The organism is Mycolicibacterium llatzerense (genome assembly GCF_000878195.1).
Classification (GTDB): Bacteria; Actinomycetota; Actinomycetes; order Mycobacteriales; family Mycobacteriaceae; genus Mycobacterium; species Mycobacterium llatzerense.
This window is the reverse complement of the sequence record NZ_JXST01000064.1, coordinates 1-23,094: the sequence shown is the minus strand read 5'-3', so window position 1 is coordinate 23,094 and position 23,094 is coordinate 1. Positions and strand designations below refer to the sequence as shown.

At 64.9% G+C, this 23,094-nt stretch carries 23 protein-coding genes and 3 pseudogenes; 20 read left to right on the top strand and 6 right to left on the bottom strand.

Annotated elements, in window-relative coordinates; all coding sequences use genetic code 11:
- Positions 1-129: 129 nt before the first annotated feature.
- The 3 genes and pseudogenes from TL10_RS27900 to TL10_RS30790 form a co-directional block, all read left to right on the top strand.
- Positions 130-369 (top strand): annotated as a pseudogene (locus tag TL10_RS27900) (transposase); the annotation flags it as partial.
- Positions 370-413: 44 nt separating this feature from the next.
- The gene (locus tag TL10_RS27895; RefSeq protein WP_267884359.1) at positions 414-1,097 is read left to right on the top strand and encodes a tyrosine-type recombinase/integrase; all 684 of its coding nucleotides are present in this window, start codon (positions 414-416) and stop codon (positions 1,095-1,097) included.
- A gap of 90 nt (positions 1,098-1,187) precedes the next feature.
- A complete protein-coding gene (locus TL10_RS30790) occupies positions 1,188-1,481 on the top strand; it encodes a hypothetical protein (protein WP_234711558.1) in 294 nt (97 codons plus the stop codon).
- Here the strand turns inward: TL10_RS30790 and TL10_RS27890 are convergent.
- Positions 1,454-2,770: an IS256 family transposase gene (locus tag TL10_RS27890; RefSeq protein ID WP_016895160.1), complete on the bottom strand. Its 1,317-nt coding sequence runs from the start codon at positions 2,768-2,770 to the stop codon at positions 1,454-1,456. The genes TL10_RS30790 and TL10_RS27890 overlap by 28 nt on opposite strands.
- A gap of 128 nt (positions 2,771-2,898) precedes the next feature.
- Here TL10_RS27890 and TL10_RS27885 point away from each other — a divergent pair, with 128 nt between their 5' ends.
- From TL10_RS27885 to TL10_RS27860, 7 genes and pseudogenes are all read left to right on the top strand, one after another.
- Positions 2,899-3,738 carry a hypothetical protein gene (locus TL10_RS27885; RefSeq protein WP_016895540.1) on the top strand — a complete coding sequence of 280 codons (840 nt, stop codon included), beginning with the start codon at positions 2,899-2,901 and terminating at the stop codon, positions 3,736-3,738.
- Positions 3,739-3,760: 22 nt separating this feature from the next.
- Positions 3,761-4,597 (top strand): Fic family protein, encoded by an 837-nt coding sequence (locus tag TL10_RS27880; RefSeq protein ID WP_050545739.1) that lies wholly within the window; start codon positions 3,761-3,763, stop codon positions 4,595-4,597.
- Positions 4,598-4,929: 332 nt separating this feature from the next.
- Entirely contained in the window at positions 4,930-5,553 is a 624-nt protein-coding gene (locus TL10_RS27875) for a hypothetical protein (protein ID WP_016895538.1), read from the top strand.
- Between the two features lie 196 nt (positions 5,554-5,749).
- A pseudogene (locus TL10_RS32160) lies at positions 5,750-6,013 on the top strand (Fic family protein); the annotation flags it as partial.
- Positions 6,014-6,249: 236 nt separating this feature from the next.
- Positions 6,250-6,486, top strand: a complete 237-nt coding sequence (locus TL10_RS27870) for a hypothetical protein (protein WP_016895537.1) — start codon at positions 6,250-6,252, stop codon at positions 6,484-6,486.
- A 230-nt stretch (positions 6,487-6,716) separates the two neighbouring features.
- Positions 6,717-7,049 (top strand): hypothetical protein, encoded by a 333-nt coding sequence (locus TL10_RS27865; RefSeq protein ID WP_131630824.1) that lies wholly within the window; start codon positions 6,717-6,719, stop codon positions 7,047-7,049.
- A 50-nt stretch (positions 7,050-7,099) separates the two neighbouring features.
- A complete protein-coding gene (locus TL10_RS27860; RefSeq protein ID WP_176126543.1) occupies positions 7,100-8,509 on the top strand; it encodes a hypothetical protein in 1,410 nt (469 codons plus the stop codon).
- A 130-nt stretch (positions 8,510-8,639) separates the two neighbouring features.
- Here TL10_RS27860 and TL10_RS27855 read toward each other — a convergent pair whose 3' ends face one another.
- Positions 8,640-9,557 carry a restriction endonuclease gene (locus tag TL10_RS27855; RefSeq protein ID WP_043988211.1) on the bottom strand — a complete coding sequence of 306 codons (918 nt, stop codon included), beginning with the start codon at positions 9,555-9,557 and terminating at the stop codon, positions 8,640-8,642.
- A 148-nt stretch (positions 9,558-9,705) separates the two neighbouring features.
- On the opposite strand from TL10_RS27855, the gene TL10_RS27850 reads away from it, so the two are divergent.
- The 5 genes from TL10_RS27850 (at position 9,706) to TL10_RS27835 (ending at position 16,128) form a co-directional block, all read left to right on the top strand.
- Positions 9,706-11,712, top strand: coding sequence for a site-specific DNA-methyltransferase (locus TL10_RS27850; protein ID WP_043988209.1), 2,007 nt, complete (start codon positions 9,706-9,708; stop codon positions 11,710-11,712).
- On the top strand, positions 11,709-13,598 hold the full coding sequence (locus TL10_RS27845) for a DEAD/DEAH box helicase (protein WP_234711557.1): 1,890 nt from the start codon (positions 11,709-11,711) through the stop codon (positions 13,596-13,598). Before TL10_RS27850 ends, TL10_RS27845 begins: the two co-directional genes overlap by 4 nt.
- Before the next feature lie 66 nt (positions 13,599-13,664).
- The gene (locus TL10_RS31875; protein ID WP_234711556.1) at positions 13,665-14,252 is read left to right on the top strand and encodes a hypothetical protein; all 588 of its coding nucleotides are present in this window, start codon (positions 13,665-13,667) and stop codon (positions 14,250-14,252) included.
- Positions 14,253-14,389: 137 nt separating this feature from the next.
- Positions 14,390-15,301, top strand: coding sequence for a DNA processing protein DprA (locus TL10_RS27840; RefSeq protein ID WP_016894746.1), 912 nt, complete (start codon positions 14,390-14,392; stop codon positions 15,299-15,301).
- Positions 15,298-16,128, top strand: coding sequence for a phosphoribosyltransferase (locus tag TL10_RS27835; protein WP_016894744.1), 831 nt, complete (start codon positions 15,298-15,300; stop codon positions 16,126-16,128). Before TL10_RS27840 ends, TL10_RS27835 begins: the two co-directional genes overlap by 4 nt.
- Before the next feature lie 3 nt (positions 16,129-16,131).
- Here TL10_RS27835 and TL10_RS31870 read toward each other — a convergent pair whose 3' ends face one another.
- From TL10_RS31870 to TL10_RS27820, 4 genes are read right to left on the bottom strand one after another with little or no spacing between them, the layout of a single operon-like run.
- A complete protein-coding gene (locus TL10_RS31870; protein WP_157835599.1) occupies positions 16,132-16,290 on the bottom strand; it encodes a hypothetical protein in 159 nt (52 codons plus the stop codon).
- 48 nt (positions 16,291-16,338) lie between these two features.
- Positions 16,339-16,863, bottom strand: a complete 525-nt coding sequence (locus TL10_RS27830; protein WP_078332058.1) for a hypothetical protein — start codon at positions 16,861-16,863, stop codon at positions 16,339-16,341.
- Positions 16,864-16,916: 53 nt separating this feature from the next.
- Positions 16,917-17,720 carry a hypothetical protein gene (locus TL10_RS27825; RefSeq protein WP_016894741.1) on the bottom strand — a complete coding sequence of 268 codons (804 nt, stop codon included), beginning with the start codon at positions 17,718-17,720 and terminating at the stop codon, positions 16,917-16,919.
- A 22-nt stretch (positions 17,721-17,742) separates the two neighbouring features.
- Positions 17,743-18,549: a hypothetical protein gene (locus TL10_RS27820; RefSeq protein ID WP_016894740.1), complete on the bottom strand. Its 807-nt coding sequence runs from the start codon at positions 18,547-18,549 to the stop codon at positions 17,743-17,745.
- A 135-nt stretch (positions 18,550-18,684) separates the two neighbouring features.
- On the opposite strand from TL10_RS27820, the gene TL10_RS27815 reads away from it, so the two are divergent.
- The 5 genes and pseudogenes from TL10_RS27815 to TL10_RS27795 form a co-directional block, all read left to right on the top strand.
- Positions 18,685-18,969 (top strand): type VII secretion target, encoded by a 285-nt coding sequence (locus TL10_RS27815; RefSeq protein ID WP_016894739.1) that lies wholly within the window; start codon positions 18,685-18,687, stop codon positions 18,967-18,969.
- Between the two features lies 1 nt (position 18,970).
- Positions 18,971-20,176 (top strand): hypothetical protein, encoded by a 1,206-nt coding sequence (locus TL10_RS29875; protein WP_016894738.1) that lies wholly within the window; start codon positions 18,971-18,973, stop codon positions 20,174-20,176.
- Between the two features lie 30 nt (positions 20,177-20,206).
- Positions 20,207-20,563, top strand: coding sequence for a hypothetical protein (locus tag TL10_RS27805; RefSeq protein WP_016894737.1), 357 nt, complete (start codon positions 20,207-20,209; stop codon positions 20,561-20,563).
- A 60-nt stretch (positions 20,564-20,623) separates the two neighbouring features.
- On the top strand, positions 20,624-21,145 hold the full coding sequence (locus TL10_RS27800) for a hypothetical protein (protein ID WP_043988208.1): 522 nt from the start codon (positions 20,624-20,626) through the stop codon (positions 21,143-21,145).
- A gap of 362 nt (positions 21,146-21,507) precedes the next feature.
- Positions 21,508-22,890 (top strand): annotated as a pseudogene (locus TL10_RS27795) (DNA cytosine methyltransferase); the annotation flags it as partial.
- Between the last annotated feature and the right edge of the window lie 204 nt (positions 22,891-23,094).

Genomic DNA, 23,094 nt, shown 5'->3' with positions numbered 1-23,094 from the left:
CGTGGTTGGCTCGACGAAGCCGCCCGCCACCACCGCGTCACCGACGCACTGACGGACCACCTCCACCGCCTCGACCGCTGACTCGAGTCGACCACCAGGGGTTGATCCGGCGCCGAGGGCCGGATAACCGAGCGGCTCAACCGGGAGATCCGACGCCGCACCGACGTGGTCGGGATCTTCCCGAACCGGGATGCCATCGTTCGCCTCATCGGCGCCGTCCTGGCCGAGCAGACCGACGAATGGGCCGAAGGCCGCCGCTACCTCGGTCTCGAAGTCCTCAGCCGCTGCCGACTCACCCTGACCACCGACCCCGCCACCAGCTCGCCGACGGAGGTGAGCACCGATGACCTGATGCAACTACCCGCCTGACCACCCACGAAGGATCACCATTCAGTTACACCACTTCCAGGGGCTTGACCCGGCTTGGCGGAAACTGGTACATCCCATCCACAAATACCATCCAGTCATGGCTGAATGAGACCCTCGGGCGGACGGGGCTGGTGGATGCGGCCGGAAGCCCCCTGCGTTACACCCCACACGATTTTCGCCGCATGTTCGCCACCGATGCAGTCAGCAGCGGCCTTCCGATCCACATCGTGTCAAGGCTGTTGGGCCACAAGAACGTCAACACAACCCAGGGCTACACGGCTGTGTTTCCCGAACAGCTTGTCCGTACATACCGCGCCTTCCTCGACACGCGCCGCCAACAAAGGCCCGAAGCCGAGTACCGCGAACCGACCAACGAAGAATGGAGCGAATTCCAACAGCACTTCGAGCTCAGGAAACTCGAGCTCGGCACATGCGGACGACCATACGGAACACCGTGCAAACACGAGCACGCGTGTATCCGCTGCCCGAGTTTGCGACTAGACCCCAAGGCCCGCAATAGGTTAACTGAGATCATTGCGAACCTGAGAGATCGCATCGCCGAAGCGAACAGCAACGGCTGGACCGGAGAAGTCGAAGGCCTCAACGTCAGCCTCAACGCCGCAGCCGCGAAGCTGACAAGCCTTGACCGGATGAATGCGAGGGCAGCCGAAACGGGCAAACAGGCGACTGATTTAGGTATCCCGATAATCATCGATGTGGGGTCTTGAGATCAACCTCTTCGAGCATTCTGTACCCAGGACTGTCGGATGCAACGGCTACCCTGCTGGTGCCAATGAGTGAGGCGTAAGGAGTGGCCGGTGAAACTATCCCTGACGGTGGCGCTAGTCGTCGTTGTCGTGTTCGGCGCGTTCGACTTCTGGTTGTGGAAGCACTACCACTCGCCCGCCGCGACGCTCGTTGCAGTCGGTGCGTTCGCCGTCGCGTGCTTCGCTCAGTTCCAAGCGTCCAGATCAGCGCACAATTCATCGAAGGCATCTACGCTCGCGCATTCAGCTGAGGCGCGCGCGCAGGCGAACGAGGAACGCGCCAAGGAGCAATTGTCAATACCTGTGGATCGGGTGTTTCAGGCGACCTCCGTTTCGGTGTGCTGATCGCCGTTTGATGGTGGTGTTGGCGGGGTGATGTCGGTGGGTCGTTCGAGCAGTTTGCCTTTGTGGAACACCGCGCCGGCGCGGACCAGGGCGACCAGGTGTGGGGCGTTGACGGCGCGCCAGCGGGCTTGGGCGGCGTCGATGAGCTTGTAGGCCATGGCAATTCCTGCTGCACGGGAACCGGGCCCCTTGGTCACTTTGGTCCGCAACCGCACTGTGGCAAAAGTTGATTCGATCGGGTTCGTGGTGCGCAGATGGACCCAATGCTCAGCCGGGTAGCGGTAGAACTCCAGCAGCACATCGGCGTCATCGACAATCTTGGCCACCGCCTTGGGGTATTTGGCGCCGTAGTCGACCTCGAACGCCTTGACCGCGACCTGAGCCTTGTCGATGTCCTCGGCGTTGAAGATCTCCCGCATCGCCGCGATCGCCCCCGGATGCGCCGACTTCGGTAGTGCAGCCAGGACATTGGCCTGCTTATGAAACCAGCACCGCTGCTCCCGGGTCTCGGGGAACACCTCCCGCACCGCTTTCCAGAACCCCAGTGCACCGTCACCGACGGCCAGCACCGGCGCGGTCATGCCGCGGCGTTTGCAGTCGCGCAGCAGATCAGCCCACGACTCGGTGGACTCCCGATAGCCGTCGGTGATCGCGACGAGCTCTTTGCGGCCGTCGGCGCGCACCCCGATCATCACCAGCAGGCACAGCTTCTCCTGCTCCAACCGGACCTTGAGATGGATGCCATCGACCCACAGGTACACGTAATCGGTGCCCGACAAATCGCGGCGCTCGAAGGCCTTGGCTTCGTCCTGCCACTGCGCGGTGAGCCGGGTGATGGTGGTGGCCGACAAACCGGCACCCGAGCCCAGGAACTGCTCCAACGCCGGCCCGAAATCGCTCGTGGACAAGCCGTGCAGGTACAGCAGCGGCAACACCTCGGTCATCTGCGGAGATTTGCGCGCCCAGGCCGGCAGGATCGCCGACGAGAATCGTTGCCGCTCACCGGTATCAGCATCGACCCGCTTGTCGTTGACCCGCGGCGCGCTCACCCTCACCGCACCCGCGGCGGTAAGCACCTCACGCTCGCGGTGATAGCCGTTGCGCACCACCAGCCGGTGCCCGTTCTCATCCACCGCACCGGCGTGAGCGTCGATGTAGGCGGCGACCTCGGCGCGCAACGCGGCGGCCAGCATCTGCCGGGCACCGTCGCGGACAATCTCATCCAACAACGACCGGCCTGCACCAGCGTCCTCATTGGACGATTCGGCGTCGTGAACTACCGTGAGCATGGGCGTACCTTCCCGAACCAGCGCGCCAACGCCGGCTCTTGATCGGACCTACGGATATTCAGATCATCCTCGGGAAGGTGCGCCCTTTCCTACGCCACCCCCCGAGGCTCATCCACAGGTTCTGATCATTGCTCCGCGCCAAGTACGGATGGACGATCACCGTGCATCCCGAAGGGGACCGCTACGTGCTACGCAACACCGGCACGTTGGCAGCCCAAGACGTCCGATTCATCAACGTCGACCCGCACACGATGCTCAGCTTCGAACAGCACGAAGGCGAGGACGGGCCGACTGTAGAACCTGGCCACGCCGTCGCATTTCACGCCCACTTCACTTTCGGAAGTAGTGGCAACGCAGTCGAATTGGAATGGTTGCCCGTCGGTGAAGCGGAACGCAAGACGTTCAGAGACGTACTCGACGATATCCCCAATAAAACGTTTGACGAGGTGGTCAAGCGGCGCGAAGTCGAGCGCGATGCCGATGCAGCCATGGACAGGGCGTGGTGCGCTGAGATGCGGAAGATTCTGATCGACCTAGCCGCCGCATGGGGCGAATACAAAGCCAACGGCACGAGCCAGAACAAAACGCGAGTGCAGGGCCTTGTATCAGCGTTGCCTAGCAATATGGTTCGAGCCATGGGCTTTGAGGTCGACGTGCCGCGTGATTTCTGGGGGATGCATCAGTGGCCGTTTGAGAATTTCGTGCAGGATGCGGAGGACAAGGAACTGGTCCGCGATAACGCGCCCATGATCGAACTCATGTGGAATCTGACGTGGGTACAGATCCCCCGACGACGCGAAGGCGACCTATCGCAACCGCCCGATCCCTGGTATCGGTTGGAACATGCCATCCACGGGTACATCGAACTGGTGCGCAATCGCGAGCAAGGCAAGGTCGAGTATCGCGACGGGCAACGTGACCGCGAGAGCCATGAGCGAGCTTTGCAGATGATGCAACAGCACAAGTGAATGGTCCCGGGTTTGAGTCAGCATGTCACCAGACAAGCCTGTGCTGACGGCAGCACAACTCGAGGTTGTGCGAAGCAGCGTAGCCAGCGGCGCAATTGAAGGTTGGCGTGCCTCGACAGACGACATCGAACTGCTTTACCGCGTCGCGGCAGGCACCATCACAGCCACCGACGCTGTTCACCGCGTGCAGGAACTGCAGGCGCTCAAAATAGGTCACGCGGATGCAGAAATTACTTCAGTACAACGAGATTGGAGTACAGCATCATGGGACGACTACATCTACCCTGGTACGGCCGTGTTGGTCAACCGCCTGAACATCCGTGACAGCCTGCAGCTTGAACACGTCGCGGGCATCGTGGTCGCCATCCGCACAATCGAAGCGGTAATTGACACCCCTAGCGTCCCCGACCCGCTCGATGGTGCTCAATTACGTGCCCTCCACCGTCAGCTGGCGCAAGACCTCTACGACTGGGCCGGCAACTACCGGTCGGTACCAATGGGCAAGCAGTGGTCACAGTTCGCGCCAGTCGAAACGATCGCCACCTGCCTCGAACGAGCGGCCCGGGTTGTGGCTGAAACTGACTGGCCTGAGACAACAGACAACGACTTCGCCGATCGGGCCGCCATCGTGTACTCCTGGTTGAACTACGCGCATCCATTCCGCGACTTGAATGGCCGCGTAACCCGAATTTTCATGGACTATGTTGCAGCACAAGCAGACCGGGTCATCGACTACAGCAAGGTTCCCGGTGATGTGTGGATTCAACGGTCAGCGTTCACCGTTCCCGACCAAGGTCAAACACGTCCGGCGCCCGAATATATGACGCCAGTCTTCCGTGCCGTCAGCTCGCGTCAGTAATCTGAAAATGACCGAGCCAACGCACCACCGTTTCAGAGGGGATACCGGCGCAGCGCATCAGCCGCGCTACCTGGTCGAGCCGGGCATCCAGGCCGGTCCAGGCCGGCCAGGCGGGGTGCCTTTTAGGGCTCACGGGCTCAGTTCGGAGCGTATTTCGACCCCGCACGGACACCAGCGAGCGGCTTACACACTGTTATCCAGCACCGTTCGAGGAGGCAGCAACGGTGACGCTCGGCGGCTGTCTCCGCGCCATTGCCGAATCCGCTGGCGCAGTTATGTGCTGACCCGATAGCCTGGCAGGCTTTGCCCATTCCACCCTGAGGAGCCCGGCGATGCTTGACTTCACCGTTGCGCTGACCCTGCGCGCACGCAGGGACCGCGACGAGGAACCTGGTGTTGCGGTCACAATTGGCCGCCGACGGATCGAACTGCGCCGTCACCACAGCGGGGACGGACCGTTATGGAACCGGCTTGAGCGGGGCGGGCTCTACAGGCGGAGTCTGTTGCCGATCGGCCCAATCGCAATCGTGTATTACCGGCGCAGCCTCACCTACGGCGAGGCTGTAGGTGCGCCACCTCGGTTCACTGACGCGGTCTTCGATTGGGTCATTGACGAGTTCGACGACAGTTTCAACGACCTGGCCATCGCGTCGCTGCGTTATCACCAGGACTGGGCTATCACATTTTGCGATGGCGAACGCCGCGCCCGCTACCAGGACCTGATCGACCGGCTCAGTGAGCCGTCACCGGACTTTACCGACGAGGAGAGGGCGGTTTTCGCTGCATCGGGTGACCGGCTGGTCCGAGTCGACGGCAGTCGCTCGATGCTGCGGCCGCCGACCGACCGCGAGCGGGCTGTGTACGCCGCGCAGCGGGAGCGGACGGCCGAGTGGGAGCAGCGGATGGTCGAGACGCGGCGGGACTTCGTCGGGGTCATGCGGGAGCTGTGGTCGTGAACACCAGCCGCCCGACGCCACCAAGGCCGACAACGTAAACGTTTGCGGGTAGGTGGTCGCTCAGCCGCTGCGAGTGATGAAGCTCGCCCGGGAACTCGCCGACCTACTATTCAGCGCGGTCAAATACGGCGGGTAATCCGAATGTTGCAGTGCGCGAAGAGCTGGAACGGCGCTACCAGCAACGACAGACAATAGTGAAGTCGCCGAGCGGGCCACCATCGTGTACCACTGGTTGAACTACGCGCATCCGTTCCGCGACCTGAATGGCCGTACAACCTGGTTTCACGAACTGCCGTGCAGCACAAAGCTAATCGAGCCATCGACTACGACCAGCTGTCTGATGAGGTGGATGCGGCCAGCGTTCACAGTCCCTCACCATGATCAGCCACACCCGCAACCCCAATACATGACGCCAGTCGTCTGTGCCGTCAGCGCGGGAGGCCGACCTAAAATCGAATGAACGAACACACCGGAGGGCGCGGCCGATGACCGCCCCCGGTGACTCACCGGTGATCGGCAAAGGAGGCTGATATCGACCCCGATTCGAAGGGAACCGACGATGCGAACGCGCTCGACGAGCTCATCGGGCCCTTCCACGACACCGCGCAGATCGCACATCGGCTGCGAGTCTCGGTGGATACGGTCACAGCCCTGGTCCGTCGGAATGAACTGCTGGCTTGCCCCACAGCTGAGAGCATGTTGGTCTTCCCGACCTTCCAGGTAGCAGCTGACGACACTTTGCTGCCCGGCCTTGGACGTATCGTGGCAACCCTGGCCCGGGGCACCGCTGACAGCTGGCAAATTGCACTGTGGATGCGCACATCCAGCGACCAGCTGCACGGGCGCACACCGCACGAGGCGTTGCAACAAGGACGCAGCGATGCCGTCGAGCGTTTGGCGGCGCAGACCGCCACCCGGTGGCGGTCGCATTGAAGGTAGTGAAAGTCTTCAAGCGCCAATCGCCTGCCTGAAAGCGCGATTGTCGTTGCTACGCAACATAAATCAGCGGGCGAATGCCCGATGGGCTCATGCTGGAACTCGGATGCACTCCTGACACCGCCCTTGGCGGTTCCTTCCGCGTTGGCTTTCGCCAAAATCTTTCCGAGTTCCGCGGAGCCCTTGAAGTTGAGCGTGCCCTCAAATTCTCGGGTCTTCGTACGCGCGTGATTGTGCTGACCGCGGCGAAGGAAGTGGTCAAGGCTGTCGCGTACGCCGCCTATCGCTTGTACCACGGTGACGACCGGTCAGCCCCGAACCCGTCGCCGGAGCAGTGGGATCGCTACATGGCGGGATTCTGGCCGGACCTACTGGACATGTTCGCCGCGATCCCCGCTGCCGGTGAACCCGCCGACAATGCCGTGCTGGCCCGCACCCTGTACGCGGTGAGGGAGCGAACGCTGCGCTGGCTTGAGGAGCTCGGGGTCAGGTACGAGGTGCAGGTCTATGGGGCCGAATCGCTTAGGTCCTGCTGGTGGAGCGTCGCCGAGCCGATCTGACGACTTGTCGCCCCGCTGGAGCTGTCATCCCTGCCGCATACGCTGATCTGGTGGATCCTGAGCCCCTCCTGCTGAGCGACATAGACACGACTCGGGCAATGCGCACCGGCGACGAGCTGTTCACTCTGGTCGCGGCGATCCACGGCTCACCGGCCGGCACCCAGGAGACGAACTGGCTGGAGTGGAAGAACGCCCTCGACCTCACGAAGGCGGCGGGCAAGTTCGCCGTCGCGAAAGCGATCCTCGGGTTCGCCAACCGCTCCGTTGAGCAGGCACAGCTCGCTTGCGAGGGCGTCGCGTACATGGTGGTGGGCGTTGAGCCGGGAGCCGCAGCTGGTGTGGGTGCCGTCGATCATGCCGAGCTCGGGCAGGCGATCAAGACGTACATGGGCGGTCCCCGCTGGACTCCGTTCTATGTCCCGTTCGAAGAGGTCACCGTGCTGGTGATCGTCGTCGAGGCACCGCGGCCCGGGGACCCGATCCACACCTTGCAGAAGACGTACAACGACGGTGCGAAGTACAACGCCGCCGCGGGCACCGTGTTTCACCGCGGCACGGCTCAGTCCGAACCGGCCGGCACGGGCGAGATCGACATGCTCAGCAAGCGTCTCGTGCAGGGCCTGCAGAAGCCGGAATTGGATCTTGATCTGCGATGTGCCGCAGTCCCACTGATCCGGTGGCGCATCACACAGGATGACCGCGACGACTGGCTGCGCCGCCGCGAGACGCACGTGAGGGCGAACAGCGGCAAGCCGCCGGACCGTCCGGCGCCGCGGCCTAAGCCGGCACCGAACCCGGCTCGGCCGGGTTGGGCTGCGGACTATGCGTACGGTTCGCTGAGCAGCCAGGTTGGCGCCTTCGCGTCGATGCGCACGTACGCCGATCCGAAGGACGCCGAGGAGTTCGAGAAGCGGGTGACGGACTACCTGGCCCAGATGCGCCGCCGGCTTCTCGATCGGATCATCCGCGAAATCGTTCTCGACGATGACTCGAACACCGTGCACTTCGCCGTGGGCAACGCGACTGAGGACCCGGTGTCCGGCGTCCAGCTGACTGTGCGGATCCCGAAGCGGGGTCTGCTGGCCTACACAACCCCGCCGAGCGTCGACGATCTCCCACCGCGGCCGCGATGGCCGGAACCGCTGGACGAGATGCGCAACAGAGCCCTCGCGAACGCAGCGTGGTCTCGACCCGTCGACTTCTCTCCGCACGGGGGCGCGGTCGAGGACAAAGGCGACGTCTACGAGGTGACGTGGACCGTCGGCGACCTCAGACCTGGTCAATCGGCGGACGGCTACGCGATCACCGTCATCCCCGGTCCCGCGGTAGCTGAGCCGATCAACGTCGAGATGACTGCGCGTGCCATGGACCGCCGGGGTACCCGAACGAAGATGGAGCAGCTGCCGATCTCGACGGAGGCGTGGACGATCGACGACTTCTACGACGCGGAACCCGCGTAGACGGCAGTTACCACGCCGTGGCTGGCGCGGTCCGTGTGGCCGACCGGTTTACCGTGATTGCCGGTGCTCATGCACCTGCCGGTCGATCTCTTCCCAGCAGCGTGCGCAGTCGTCGCACCGGACGGGCCAGTTAGATCCCCTCGAAGAATGCGGCGTCCACCCACACGTCCTCGACTTGCCGAATCCGCGTCGTGACTCCCATGTCGAACTCCTTGAGCAGCTCGCACAGCCGGGCGCCGTCGATGAGGTCGAGCGGTGGCGCGCCGTCCCGTGCGGCTTCCGCCTTGGCGTCGGCCGTGAAGGTTCCGGTCGTGATCAGCAGGCCTTTGTCACCGCGTCCAGTCATCGCGCCGCGGAAGTCGCGAACCGCCCCGGCTCCGACCGAGCCGACGTAACGCTTGCACTGGAAGAACACGGGGAAGCTCACCAAGGAGAGCCGGTACACCCCGACGCCATCGATCCCACCGTCGCCGGTCTTCCCTGTGACCCGGGTGTTGGTGAACCCGGCCTCGCGTAGGAGCCGTTGCGCGAGGCGTTCGAACGCGGCGGGCTCCATCGTCATCACGACTTCGAGGAGCTGGTCCTGCCAAGATTCCTCCGCTTCGAGCTGAGGCGTCTCCGGGTTCGTCTCGAACAACTCGACAAGTTCGTCCAATGTTGCCTTGCGCTTGCGTTCCCTGCGAGACGTGGCGACATACAGCTGCCGCAGGGGTTCGATCTCCGGTTCGGTGACCGTGCGGCCCTTCTCTGTGAGGCTCCAGATGCCGCGGCGTGAGTTGTCGGCGAGGCCCATGCCCTTGAGGTACGACCGCGCCCAGGCCAGTCGATAGGCGATCTCGGTCCCGGGTCCGTCGCCGTGCAGGACCGCCTGTTGCGCGTCGGAGTAGTCCCCGAGTTCCAAGACGCGTTCGGTGATCTCGTCGATGGCCCCGGAGTCGCCGAGGTCGCGTATCGCCTGGACGGCGGGCCAGAGCAGGTCCTGATACGGAGGCACGGAGGTCACAGCACCGAACCTATGCGCTCGGTAGCCGGGTGCCTCGATCGACATGCCCGAACAGTGCCCCCATAGCCGTTCGGCATCGGGCGGGTCACCGGACCATGACAAACGCGAGAAACCGGGAGCAGCCGGGCATCCCCAACATAAGGCCACATAGGCTTCGGGGATCGATGAACACGGCGCTGGAGGGGGCGGCTAGATGGCAGACGAGACCAATGTCCTCGATCAATTGATCGGCCGGGTCCAGGACGGGTCTCTGCGCAATCGGCTCGCCAGCGAGGTTGAACTGCTACGCGGTTCCCGTCGGTTCGGACTTGTTTTCGACCGTCACCTACCAGAGTCTGTGCGCCTGACCGACCACCCGATCCGTAAGGGCATCCGTGTCGCCCTACGTGACGAATCCACCGCAGTGACGTGGACGGTGGAACGGTTCACCGACCGGACCCGCGAGGTCGCGGTGCTCAGTGGTGACGGCGGCGAGCGGCCGGTGTCTGAACTGATCGTCATCCGCGAGTTCGGGGAGCCGATCTACCCCGGTCTGCACTCGGTAGACCGGATCCCGAACGGTCCCGAGGACGCTCCGTGGCATCTAGTGATAAACGGAGAGAATTTCCACGCCCTGCAGGCGCTGCGGTCCACCCACCGCGAAAAGGTCGACCTGATCTACATCGACCCGCCATACAACACCGGCAACGAGGGGTGGATCTACAACGACCGTTACGTCGACCAGAACGACCGTGCGAAGTCGTCGAAGTGGCTGTCGTTCCTGGAACGCAGGCTGCTCATCGCCCGAGACCTGCTCAAGCCCACGGGCGTGCTCCTCGTCGCGATTGGCGACGAGGAGCATCATCGCCTCCGAATGCTGTTGGATCAGGTCTTCGGAGACCAGAACTTTCTCGCCAACATCACCTGGCAGGGCAGCGGCAAGAACGATGCGCGCTACACCGCCGGCGGCGTCGACTACATGCTCGTGTACGCACGCGATGAGTCCCGATTGTCGGAGACCGAGTGCCGGTGGAAGGAACGCAAGCCCGGGATCGAAGACGCCTTTGCGGCCGCGGAGGAAGCCTGGACCGAGGCAGCGGGTGATCCGGAGGAAGCCACCCGGCTGTACCGCGCAGCGCTCCGACCGTTGCGCGGACAGCTGGAGCCGTCGGTGTTCCGCTACGACCAGATCGACGCGGAAGGACGGGTGTTCCAAGCTGATAACCTGACCAGCCCTAACCGCCGACCCAACCTGATCTACAAGGTCAAGCACCCGCGAACCCGTCGCCCGGTTCCCACCCCGATGAACGGCTGGCGCTACGCGAAAGACACGATGGCGGAGCTCATCGCCGATGGTCGAATCCTGTTCGGCGCCGACGAATCCACGACCCCGAGACTGAAGCGGTACCTCGCTGATCAGCAAGACCGCGTGCCGTACCCGACGTTTTCCGAGCCGCGCATGCCGGGATCGCGACGATTGGAGGCTGTGCTGGGTGATCGCCGGTTCCCAAACCCGAAGGACGTGGAAATCATCACTCGGTGGATCGGGATAGTCGCGTCCGAGGATGCGGTCGTGCTCGACTTCTTCGGCGGTTCTGGAACGACGACCGAAGCTGTTATGCGACTCAACGAGCAGGACGGTGGAACTCGCCAGTCGATCCTCGTCACCAACAACGAGGTCGGCTCCGGCGAGGCCAGGAGACTTCGAACGGCCGGTCTGCATCCGGGTGATGAAGAGTGGGAGGCTCGCGGCGTGTTCGAGTACGTCTGCCGCCCGCGTATCTCAACAGTGGTCACCGGTAAGCGCCCGGACGGATCGGTGTACTCCGACGGGTTCGCTGCGAATGTGGAGATGTTCGACCTCACCTACCTGGACCCATCTTCGGTGCGCCGCGGCCAGGAGTTCCCCGCCGTGGCTCCGTTGTTCTGGCTGGAAGGCGGAGCCCGGGGCCAGCGGATTGAAGAGCTTCCAGCGGAGGGCTGGGCATTGACCGAAAACTACGGGGTCCTCTTCGACATCGACGCGCTCACCGGGTTCGCTACCGCGGTGGCCGATGCCTCGATCGCCGACTGCGCGCCGTCGGTGCTGTTCATCATCACCGACTCGCCCGCCGAGTACCAGCAGGCCGCCGAACGACTCCCGGTCGGCATCGAAACGGTCCAGCTGTACGAGGACTACCTGTCGAACTACACCATCAACACGGTCGGCGGTACGCGGTGAGATTCGCGCTGGAGCCGTATCAGACCAAGGCCGTGGAGTCGGTGCTCTCGAACCTGGCGAAGGCCCGAGCCGGGTACCTCGACGACGGTGAACGCACAGCTGTTGGCCTCACAGCCCCTACTGGAGCGGGCAAGACAGTCATCGCAACCGCCGTGCTGGAAGGCATCTACAAGGGCACCCCGACGCGGCTGGCTAACCCGAACATGACGGTGCTGTGGATCACCGACGACCGCTCCCTCAACGCGCAGACGATCAAGAAGATCCATCAGGCGTCCGGTGGTGGTATCGACCTCACCCAGATCAGGTACCTGGGTGAAGAGGACTACCGCACCCTCGCTCCAGGCTTCATCTACTTCGTCCACATCCAGGCGATGCAGAAGAACTCGACTTTGCACGCAACCCGACCCGACGGCACTCACAACGACCGGCGCACGTACGGCGGCTGGGACATGATCGCCAACACCGTCCGGGAGCGCGGCGAAGACTTAGTTGTGATTTGGGACGAGGCGCACCGCGGTTCGGGGACGAGAAGTACCGAGCGGAAGTCGATCGCCGGCACCATCGTCGGCGGCGGCGTGACGAACATCGGGACCACGCAGCCCGCCGCACCGGTGGTGCTCGGAATCTCGGCCACCCCGGACCGGTTCCAAGCCGCGATGCAGGCCGCGGACCGCACCATGCGACTGGTCGAGGTCAAGGCCGGGGACGTGCGCGAATCCGGACTCCTCAAGGACCGAATTCTGCTTCGCAGCCTGGGGGAGTCACAGTCGGCGAACAACACAATGCTGGCGCTCGCCGTGGAGGATCTGAAAAGCGCGGACGCGGCCTGGAGGGCGCACCACGAGACCACCGGCGACCGGCTGGTGGAGCCGCTGCTGGTAGTTCAGGTCGCACAGGACCCTGCGAATCGTCAACTGCCGGAGATACTTTCCGTCATCGAGTCCACGTGGCCGGAGCTCAGCGACTACGCCGTCGCGCACGCCTTCGGCGACCCCCACGGCCCATTGAAGGTGGGAGATCGCACCGTCCGCTACCTGCCACCCGAGGCGATCTCAGACGACGACCGTGCCCGGGTGGTGCTCTTCAAGTCAGCACTCACCACCGGCTGGGACTGCCCACGAGCCGAGGTGCTGGTCTCGTTTCAGGGCAAGGACTCCTACACCGAGATCGCCCAGCTGATCGGGCGACTAGTCCGGACGCCGCTGGCCAAGCGGATCGAAGGCGGCGATGACCGCCTGAACGAGGTGGCCGCGTACCTGCCCGGGTTCCGCACCGAGCACGTGGCGCGAGTCGTCAACGCGCTCACTGAGGACGAGACAGTCGAGGTCGATGTCGTCGTGGCCCCGGTGATGTGCGGACGCTCGTCGAAGGTTCCGTCGGAGGTGTTCGACCTGCTCGACACGACGCCGTCGTACACCCGGCAGAGGGCGACGTTCAGCTCCCGCACGGCGCAGCTTCTGCGTCTCGCTGCGGCGCTTACCGAGCACGGCCTCGTGGCTCAGGGTTCGGCGAAGGCCAAGCAGTGGATCGTCGACCAGATGCGCGCAGCGGACGGCCAGCGGAGCCACGAGATCGACGCCAAGGTCGCGGACATCCTGTCGTTGACCGTAAGTACCACCATGGTCGCGTACGGCGAGACGATCATGGAGAGCGTCGGCAAGGCGGACACTGCGACCAACGAACGCGACTTGGATGGGTATTTCCGCCGCGCCCAACGGGTCCTGCCGGACGGCTCGGCCAACTGGTATTACAACGACTTGTGCGATGCCGGAGAGGATGAGGTCGACGCGGCCGCACGCCTGACCGCCATGGCCGAACTGGGCTTCAAGGAGATCATCGACACGCAGGCCGCCGCGCTGATCAGCTCTTGGAAGGAGCAGCACTGATCGGAGGTGTCGCGGCGTCCGCGACATGTGCGTGATCAGATCGAGCCGCTCTGGCATCTGGGAGGGATGCCGATGCTGCCGACGACGGTCGAGGTGCGCGACGTGTACCCGGCGGCGACGGAGAAGGTGCGCGGGCAGACCACCGAACCGATCACCACATACCCGTACCACCTGTACGTGATCCCTGACAGCAAGCCGGACGCCGGCGGATTCCCGGTGGACACGTCCCGGTCGTCGTGGGAGTCCGCCGTGCTGAAAGCGGAGCTCTCCGCGCAGACATTGGTGGGCTGGTACCGGAACCCGTCGTCGGGGCAGCACGCGCTTGCGGTGCCGTACCTGTTCGGCGACAAGTACCAGCTGATGCACCCGGACTTCCTGTTCTGGCACGACGATGCGAGCGGCGAGTTCGTCATGGACATCGTGGACCCGCATCGCTACGACCTCGCCGACACCTCCGCGAAGTGGTCGGCGCTCGCGCGCTACGCGCAGGACCACTCCGATCGTGTCCGTCGATGCTTGGCCGTCATCAAGGTCGGTGGGGCGCTGCAGGCGCTCGACTTGAAGATCGACGGTATCGACGAACGGCTGTTGGGAGCGACTAACGGGATCCTGATCGAGGCTTTGTTCGCCGCGGAAGGCATGGCATACCCGTAACCCGGCAGTTCGTCGACCACCGCGATCTGTCAGACCTGCTCTCTACACTGCTGGTCGTAGACGGAGTGTCGGGTGCCGTCACCCGCAGGGCGGGATAGCCTCGCCCTAGCATGCTGATCAGGGAACGGAGGTGCAGCATGGCGTATTCAGCTGCCTCCACCGTGGTGGCCCTGATGCGCGATCTGCCGAAGACGCTGACGCTGGCCGGCATCGGAGAGGCGCTACTCGACGTCGGCTCCGCTGATCAGCTGTGGGAAGAACACGTTGCCACGACCCTCGTGTCGGTACCGGGAACTGAGCCGGATCGCGATGCTGCGGCCCGTGACGTCGAGCAGTGGACTGCGCGCGGTTGGCGAGCTCTGACGGTTCTCGATACCGCCTACCCGGATCGGGTGCGGGCAGCACGGCGTCCGCCGGCACTGCTGATGACAGAGGGCACCCTCGCTACGGATGCCTACAGCGTTGCAATCGTCGGCTCTCGCAAGGCGTCAGCCGCCGGCATCGACTTCGCCCGCGGTGTCGCGCTTGGTCTCGCGGCTCACGATGTCACTGTGGTGTCCGGGCTCGCTGAGGGAATCGACACGGCCGCGATGACCGCCGCGCTGGAACTGGGCGGCCGTGTGGTGGGTGTCATCGGCACCGGTATCGACCATGCGTACCCGGCGCCGAATGCCAAGCTGCAGGCCACCATTGCTGAACGCGGACTGCTGCTCACGCAGTTCCTTCCGGGATTCCGGGGCGCTCCGTGGGCGTTCCCTGCTCGCAACAAGACCATGAGCGCCTACTCCGGCGTGACGGTGATCGCCGAGGCCTCCGAGAAGTCCGGTACCAAGCACCAGGCGACGGAGGCGGTCGCCCATGGTCGCAGGTTGGTGCTGCACAGCAGTGTCGCGACCGGCACGACATGGGGCAGGGAGCTCCGTGACCGGCCTGATGTGTTCGTGGCGAGCACCGCAGGTGAAGCGGTTGCGCAGTTGGAACAGATCGCCGCCGCGGATCAGACGGTGCGATCCCACCTGGCTCGTCAGCCGGTGGGCACCGCCTGGTGACCGACCGGCAGACCGACGTGCAGCTGCGTCACGACATCGCCGTCGCTCTGGGCAAAGTCGCGTACTTCCACAACATCGCAGCCGGTCCCGGTATCTGCCGTGTCTGCCGCGGACCCGCGTCGGGCTCCGACGTGTGCTCCCGGTGCCAGTCCACTGAGGCGGCCCTGGACGGCGCGACCTGTGATCAGACGTTCTTCCTCGCGTACGCCGACGGACAGAATCCCGGAGGTTGGTCGCAGAGCGCGCAGACGATGCGGCTCTACAAGGAGATCCCTCCCACCGAGCTCTGCGTGGAGCATGTGCACGAGCTCGCATTCGTCGTCACTTGGATCCATGACGCCTGCATGCTTGCCGTGGACGGCGGGTGGGATGCCGCCGCGTTCGTTCCGTCGCGAACACCGCGGGAGGGGCTGCACCCGGTCGCCGGTATCGCGCGCAACGTGGCACGGCTCGCGGTGGATGACCCCGCTTCTGGCGGTCCGCACGAGATCCAGCGCGTGGCCCTCGAACCCGGTCCCGTGAACTTGCCGCGCGTCGCCAACGCCGACCGCTTCGCGGTACCCGAAAAGTGGCGGTCCAGGGTCGAAGGGAAGAGGGTCCTCCTCGTCGACGACACGTGGGCGACGGGTACATCGATCCAGTCGACCGCCGCTGCACTCAAGGCTGCCGGGGCCGTCAGTGTCACAGGGCTGTGCGTCGCGCGGTGGCTCAGCTGGGACTGGGAGTCACACGTTCCGCTGCTCAAACAGGTCACCACCAAGCCCTACGACCCGTTCGACTGCTTCGCGGGCACACACCAGTGCCGGCTCAACCCTCAGCACGAGTAGCTGTCATCGCTCTACCCATCGTAGGAGTTCGGCGGTCGACTCCGCCGGCGTCACCAAGCCCGTTCCGCGCAGCTGCCGGTGCCACGCCCGCTCCCGTGCGAAGAACTGCTCCACGTCGTCGGGTAGCCGCGGTCCCGACAGGTCCTCCGCGTATTCGTCCATGACCATTTAGACGCACGCCGCGGATGATCGGTTCCGCACCGGCGACTTTCACTGCATAACCGCCGCGTTGTCAACGGAACGTGCGGCCACGGCTATCTGCATGCCTGCATCTGCGGCGAGTCGCAGCTCGTCATCGTTGATCGAGCTGCCGGGAAGGGCGGTGACCATCGCGTACACATACGCGCCGCAGGTGTCGAACACCTGCGAAGCGAGATCGCGGTCCAGCGGCACGATGCGCACGTCCCCGGTGGAAGCATCCTCGATGACGGCATCCCGCAGTTCGGCTGACGCACTCACCGCGTCGGGTTGAGTCATCGCGGTGTACCCGAGCACAGCGGCGGCCAGCAGATGATCGGGGGAGGACGGGCAGATGCGCCGGGTCTGCGGGCCGTGGGTAGGCCGGCCCACTGACGGGCAGCGTTGAACCACCCACGTAGCGCGGGTCCCCTCCATCAGGACCAGAATGTGGCTGGGGCAGAACAACTTTCCAGTAGCGCCGCTAGAAGGTGCGCCGTGGTGGGAGCTGTTGGACACAGCGCCGATCATGATGTTCGCGGTGACTTCGGTAGGCATGACGGTCCTCGATTCGGTGTGGAATTTCCTGACTCACACCACGATCCGGAGAGTTAGGACATCGGCCTGTCGGTCAAGGTGTCGCGCCACTCGAACAACTTGTGTTGCGCGTTGCGCAGGACGCGGCGTCGCCCCTCGCCGACGTCGTCCGAGGCGAGAGCTTGCTCGATGAGTGCCAGGCGCTCCACAGTCTCGGACAGCGAGTAAGGGAAGAATCCGAGTTCATCCATGCCGCGGCCGCGTATCGGGCTCCCGGCGCACGGACGTCCCCGGAAGACTCGCACGGCGGTCACCTGCGGATCATCGCCGTCATCGTCTCCGGAGGCGAGTTCGACACTGACGACCAGTCCACCGTTGAAGACGCTCTCCATGCTCAAGACGTTGAGAAGTTCGACCGCGCGGCTTTCGGGGACCTGCATCCATTCTGCGAGTTGGACCAGTTCGATCTCGTCTTCGCTGTGCTCCAGGAAGCGCAGGATACGGCCCACGTCGTCGATCTCGTGAGTAGCGCTGTCTAGCGAGGTCAGGAACGGAGACACGCTGCCGATTCCAGATCGTCGTGCTCGCCACTCATGCCAGATCGCCATGAGCTCGTCACTGGTGAGGTGAAGACGGTCCGGTTTCTTGGGTACACGGAGGCGAATGCCGGTTCTGTTGGGAGTCATCGGTTTCGTCAGGTCGGTTTCGATGAGTCCGCGGTCCCGGAGTGTGCGGATGTCACGGCGCCACTTACGGGCACCGGCGATCCCGTCGTACATGCCCATCTCGTCGCGGATCATTTGCGCGTCCGCCGCGTCGGCCCCGCGCGCTTCGCCGAGAAATCGCAGGATCGTCAGAAGTCGCTCGGTTGGTGTCATGCTGCGGCCTCCCGGGTCGCCGTTAAGCCCGGTGGCCCAGGCCGGGCAGGCCGCCCCCAACGGTCCGTACGCTACGGCTACCGCTTGCGCGGCGTGACTTGTCGTTCTCGCGGCGGGCCTGGTGGATCGAGCATAGAGTCGCTCCGAGTCGTCCTGATCCTCGGCACGCATGAGGCTTGCCGTGCGGCGGGATGCGGTTGGTGCCGAAGTCCCGGGCGCACACCGGGCAGTGAGTCGCCCTGCTCACGTAGTCCTCGACGCGCATGCCTTTGGGCATGTCCTTCAGCTGTTTCTTCCGCTGTGCCTCCTCAGCTGCGCGACGCTTCGCCTCGGCGCGCTGCTGCTGCTCCTTCTCGGCCGCCGCCGCACGCTGGCGCTTCCCGGCTTCTCGCAACGCCCCGTACTGCTGGCGGTTAGCACGCTCGTCGGTCGCGAGTACCTCCCTGATCGCCGCCGTTGGCACCTCGAATTGGAGTGCGAACGCTTCGATGCACTCCCGTGCGGCCGCAGTCGGTTTCGACGTCAAGAAGGTGTCGCGGTACGCGTCCAGTAGAGCCGCAGTTTGCTCCGCGGTCAGCGACGAAGTGGGCGGCTGCACGGGTTGCCGAGCGCGGGTCGTTGAACCAATGTCGAGGTAGTTCGGCAGTGGCACATCGGCGAGTTTCCGAATGGTCTGGTAGCTGATATTGAAGTGCTCGCAGTAGCCCGCACATACGCGGGCGAGTTCGGTGTGGGATGCGGCCGCAGCATTACGGACCCCGCGGCGGATCTCATCGATCTGGTCAGCGCTGAGCTCGGGCAGCGGGTCCGTTACTTCGTCGGCGCGCACGGTCGGGACGCTACAGCGCCGCACCGACGAATCGGTTCCACTTCGCCGGCCTGGCCCCGGTTTCCATCGAAATCAGCGTCGGAGCCGCACCGGATCTGGCCTTATCCTTGGATCTCCTGGGGAGGGGGATCGGTCGTGGCAGAAGCCATCAAGGTCGACGCGGAAGGTCTCCGTTCGCACGCTGCCATGTGCGATATTGCCGCCGCCGCGCTGTCCGCCGCTGCGGCACCGGCGCCTACCGGTCATCTCACGCAGGCGACCGTCTCCGCGGTTCAGCACGGCCACACATCCGTGCGGGGCGTGCTCACCGCGCTGGCCGTCCGGGCCACGTCGACCGGTGACACGCTGCGGGCCGCCGCGGGCGCGTATGCGGCCACCGACGATGACTCGGCTCAGTCGATCCGCACGCTGCAAGTCTGAGATGGCTGCGTGGGGCAGCGGGGCACTGACCCGCTCGGACATCGAGGCATGGGACTTCACCCACCTCGAGACCGCTGCCACCCACTGGTCCACCGCCGCGCGGGAAGCGGAGGGCCAGTTCACGACGATCCACTCCGGGATGCTGCGCCCCGGCGGCACCGAATGGGCGGGCACCGCGGCGGACACCGCCGTGGAGAGCAGCTGGCGCGACGTGGTGAAGGTGCGTGGTGTGGGTGACGCCCTTTACACCGCCGCGGGGCACGCCACCGTGGGCGCCGGCGATCTCACCTGGGCGAAGCAGCAGGCGTTGACCGCGATCGAGGAGGCTGAAGCCGCGGGGTTCATCGTCGAGCAGGACCTGTCGGTCCGCGATTCGACGGTGTTCGGTCCTCCGTCGCGGCGGCAGCAGGCGATCGCCTTCGGACAGGACATCCACGCGAAAGTGCAGGCCCTCGCCGCGTTGGACAAGAAGGTCGCCGCGCAGATCACATCGGCGCTCGCGCCGCTGGAGACGTTGCAGTTCCCCGAGGACGGGAAGCACGGTGATCCCGCGACGCAGATGGTGGACTACAGCTTCAAGCAGGACAGTCCGGTCCCGCCTCCGCCGCCGCCCGGGCCGAACGGGCAGGACATCGCCAAGGTGCTCGATCAGCTGCCCAGTGACAGCAGGCCGAACATCAAGGTGGTGCGCTCACAGGCGGATATCGATCGGCTCTGGCAGTGGATGAAGCAGAACGGGGTGGAGAATCCGGGGCGGTACGGCGGCACCAACGGGGTTTCGGTGGACCTGCCCGATGGCACGTCAGTGGGCGAGCGTGCCGCTGCGCGGTCCACTGGCCAGTCGGCGCTGGACGTGAACGTGCCCGGACGGGGCTACATCAAGGTGCACATCAACCCCGACAAGGGCGCCGAACCGAGCATCCCGGCTCCGAAGGCACCGGTCGAGGCGCCGAAGGTGGCGGAACCGCAAGCGCCGCGGGCGGCATCACCGCCAGCAGTGGAAGGCGGTCCCGCCGCCAAACCGGCACCGGTCGTCGAGCCTGCACCCGCGGTGAAACCCACGCCGGGTATCGGGGGCTGGGGCGGGCCGTCCGCGGAGCCGTTCGGGCCGCAGCCGGTGCACCCGCCGGGGAGCATCAACCACCCGTTTCCGATCCTCGGGGAGGACAACCCGAATGAGAGTCCCCGTGACTTCGAGGGGCACTGAGATGATGGCGAACATGAGGAGCAGCCAGCGATGACGGAACCTGTGGGTGGTGCGCAGGACACGCTGCGCAGCGAGATCCTGAACGCCGCGGCTTACGACTGGGTGCCCATGATCGAGGTCGATCAGATCGTGACGCAGCAGCGCCTCGCGGCGGGCGACAGCGAACGGTTCGACGTGGTGACGACGGTGTTGCGTGCGCTGCTGGATGAGGGGTTGGTCAGCGTCGGGGATCTGCCGGGCGACGGGAATGAGGTCCCCGACTGGGGTTTGTCCGCTGATGCCACGATCGAGCGGGTCCGGAGCATGTACGTCGGTCGCCACGCTGAGCCGGAGGAGTGGGAGTACCGCATCTGGATCGGACTCGCACAGGTCCAGCCGGGGGACTGAGCGACTGCGCTTGGAGTGAACTTCGGTCTACGCGGCATGGCACCACGGCAGGATGTGGACATGAGCGATGAGAGCAGCCTGTACACCGAAGCCGAGAACCGCTGGAACGTCGTGTCATTGGACACCGGATACACCCGCTCCGACTTCCCGCTGCGGTGGCGTTGGGAGGCCGACTGCGACCCGATTTCCGACGAGTACACACCCGATGAGATCTCGGCCTACGACCTGTTCCGGGAGTGGGACAAGTATCTGCAGAGGCATGGCGTGAGCCAGTACGGCCTCGTCGCGATCCACTGGTTCGTTGAGGGCTCCGGGTTCCTCACGGGTGCGCCGGCCTTTGGTGACCACGGCGCCGACAACGCGAGCCGGTACGACGCGAGTTTTGATCCGCCGACGTCGACGGCTGATGGTGGCCCGATCAACTGGAACTGTCTCCCCGTCGCCGACAAGGTGTGGCGGCCGGGGCGGGGTGACAAGGGCGGTTTCGTGCAGGAGGCGACGGGGTGGAAACCGTCCGTGCTGCAGCCGACCGTTCCGCTCGGCTTCCTGCGGCACTGCGCCGACGTACGCAACTGGACCTAGAAACCAACTGGAGTTCGTCCACAAAGCGTGGCACACCGCCAGCTGATCACCGGCGCACCGACCAACATCACCCATTTCAAACAGAGCCGGGCGTCCCGCACGGGCTCCCGGCTCAGGCGTGCCATGACCAGAGCACCTTCCCGCCTGAACTTTTCGGAGGTTTCATGTCCCACCGAGCGCACGTCTGACCACCCACGGTCGGCTCCTCATCGTGCAACGCCGCCAGATCGGATGGAAGCAGGCGCACATCGCACGCCGCCACCGGCGTATCGCGCAAGTGCGTCAAGGTGTGGATCGACCGATACCGGGGTCTGCTCCCGCATCGTCGGTCGTGGATGGTCACAAATCCCGCCCCGGTAGTCCGGATAAGGGTTCTCTACCTCAACAGCATGTTCTTTGGAGTCCCCCAGTCGCGTGACCGCCTGTACATCGCATTCTGGGACAAGAAGATTCCGACCCCCGACCTAGACCACCGACCCCTGGCTATCTGCCCGTCGTGCGACAAGGTCGTCGAGGCCGTGTGGACGTGGAAGACCGGAGTTCCCCCCACCGGCTCGGTGCGCTACGGCAAGCAATACAACTACCGCTGCCCGTCCTGCCGAGGCGTCGTGGTCCCGCACCTGACCCCTTCGCTGGCCGCGATGGACCTGACCAACCTCGGCACCAAGATCGGCGAACGAAAGAGGCCCCTCAAGCCCGCGACCCGAGCGCGCGCCGAACGCTGCCGCCAGCGGTTCGCCGACTTCCCCGCCGTGTTGATGCCGGCCAAGGCGCTGCACGGTACCGAGCGCCACCCCTGGCAGCCGATGGCCACGCAAACCAGCCAGCAGGAGACCGCGATCCTGTCCACCGGCGCACTGGTCGCCGCAGCCGGAAACACCTACGAACGTCCCGGATCGACGTGCCGCAGCCGCGACCTGAGCCAACCACTGTGGGCGCAGACCGCTACCAACGCCACGGGCCTGCTCACCCCGCCGGTCGCGGTCACCGGTCAGACGATGGCCGCGCACCGGCACAACGGCGACGGCAAGCACCTCACACTGCCGATGGACACCGTAACCAGCACGCATGAGAAAGCGGTCCTGCTGGCAGTCAGCAACTACCAGGGTGCACCGCGCGGAGCCGACGAAGCGCTGCCCACCCAAGGCGGCTCCGAGACCCTCGCGCTCGTAACCAGTGGCGTGATTCCTTTCCGCCAGAACACCATTCCCACCACCCACGCCGAGGCCATGCCAACGGTGACCTCCGACCAGATCCCCGGCCTTCTCACCGCCGCAGGCCGCGTCCAGTGCAACGGCTCCATCGAGGAAGCCAAGTACCGCGCCTACCCGGTCGACAAACCGATGGGCACGGTCGTCGGGTCGGCCGTCACCCAGGGCGTCCTGTTCAGCGGCTGGTTCAAGCAGAACGGCAGCACCGGTACCGAGACCGCGCCGCACCCGCTGTCGGACCCACTGGGCACCATCACCTCGGCTGACACCACGGCCATGATGACCGCCGAATGGCACGCCATGCTCGCCGACCTGACACTCGACGACTGCTACTTCCGCATGATGGCCCCTCATGAGATTGGCCGGGGATGCGGCTTCGACGTCGACTTCGTCGACTACAAGGGCACTTTCGTGGTCTGGGGATCGGCCCGCAATCAGGTCGACGGCTACGGCAACGCCGTCTCCCCCCAGGTCGGCGAGTGGATCGGCCTCCGCCTGCGCGCCGCTCTGCACCGCGAGACCGTCGCCGCCTGACACAACTTTCCCGGGGGTGGGGTGACCGAGCCTCCCCCACCCCCGGCGCAACCCCCCACAGCCAACCCAAAATCACGCGAAAGGACTCTCAATGACGTTGTCAAGCCGCTGCAGAGGCGATTTGATGCGCGTCGGGTTCCCAGGTCCGGTTGTCACGAATGAGTGCGTAGAGGACGTTCACGCGGCGGCGGGCCAGGCAGATGG

Coding starts and splice junctions, on each gene's coding strand:
- TL10_RS31875 (WP_234711556.1), top strand. CDS start 13,665: ATGCCGATGCTGCCGACGACGGTCGAGGTGCGCGACGTGTACCCGGCG.
- TL10_RS27890 (WP_016895160.1), bottom strand. CDS start 2,770: ATGCTCACGGTAGTTCACGACGCCGAATCGTCCAATGAGGACGCTGGT.
- TL10_RS31870 (WP_157835599.1), bottom strand. CDS start 16,290: ATGGACGAATACGCGGAGGACCTGTCGGGACCGCGGCTACCCGACGAC.
- TL10_RS27850 (WP_043988209.1), top strand. CDS start 9,706: ATGGCAGACGAGACCAATGTCCTCGATCAATTGATCGGCCGGGTCCAG.
- TL10_RS27870 (WP_016895537.1), top strand. CDS start 6,250: ATGTTGGTCTTCCCGACCTTCCAGGTAGCAGCTGACGACACTTTGCTG.
- TL10_RS27880 (WP_050545739.1), top strand. CDS start 3,761: ATGTCACCAGACAAGCCTGTGCTGACGGCAGCACAACTCGAGGTTGTG.
- TL10_RS27855 (WP_043988211.1), bottom strand. CDS start 9,557: ATGTCGATCGAGGCACCCGGCTACCGAGCGCATAGGTTCGGTGCTGTG.
- TL10_RS27830 (WP_078332058.1), bottom strand. CDS start 16,863: ATGCCTACCGAAGTCACCGCGAACATCATGATCGGCGCTGTGTCCAAC.
- TL10_RS27875 (WP_016895538.1), top strand. CDS start 4,930: ATGCTTGACTTCACCGTTGCGCTGACCCTGCGCGCACGCAGGGACCGC.
- TL10_RS27805 (WP_016894737.1), top strand. CDS start 20,207: ATGACGGAACCTGTGGGTGGTGCGCAGGACACGCTGCGCAGCGAGATC.
- TL10_RS27825 (WP_016894741.1), bottom strand. CDS start 17,720: ATGACACCAACCGAGCGACTTCTGACGATCCTGCGATTTCTCGGCGAA.
- TL10_RS27800 (WP_043988208.1), top strand. CDS start 20,624: ATGAGCGATGAGAGCAGCCTGTACACCGAAGCCGAGAACCGCTGGAAC.
- TL10_RS29875 (WP_016894738.1), top strand. CDS start 18,971: ATGGCTGCGTGGGGCAGCGGGGCACTGACCCGCTCGGACATCGAGGCA.
- TL10_RS27840 (WP_016894746.1), top strand. CDS start 14,390: ATGGCGTATTCAGCTGCCTCCACCGTGGTGGCCCTGATGCGCGATCTG.